Raw genomic sequence first — 299 nt, 5'->3', positions numbered from 1 at the left:
GGCCTAACGTGCCGGACGCCCACCGCACCAGGCACCAACACCGGGCCACCGGGCCAGCAGCACCGCAGTGTCGGGCAGTACCCGCGCCAAGGAACCACCGGCCCGGTCACCCGCACCACCGCCCCACGACCAGCGCACCGCCGGACAACGGGCAACGACACTCAACGGCCAGGCGCCACCCGGCTCCAGGCCTCACCGCACCACCGGACGGGAACCGGCACCAGCCACCACCGGGCCCGACCCGGAACCGGCCCGCCCGCACCAGGAACCGAACAACCCAGCGTCACAAGTACCGAACC

The sequence above is a fragment of the Kitasatospora sp. NPDC059722 genome (genome assembly GCF_042733235.1).
GTDB lineage: Bacteria > Actinomycetota > Actinomycetes > Streptomycetales > Streptomycetaceae > Kitasatospora.
This window is presented reverse-complemented; position numbering follows the sequence as displayed.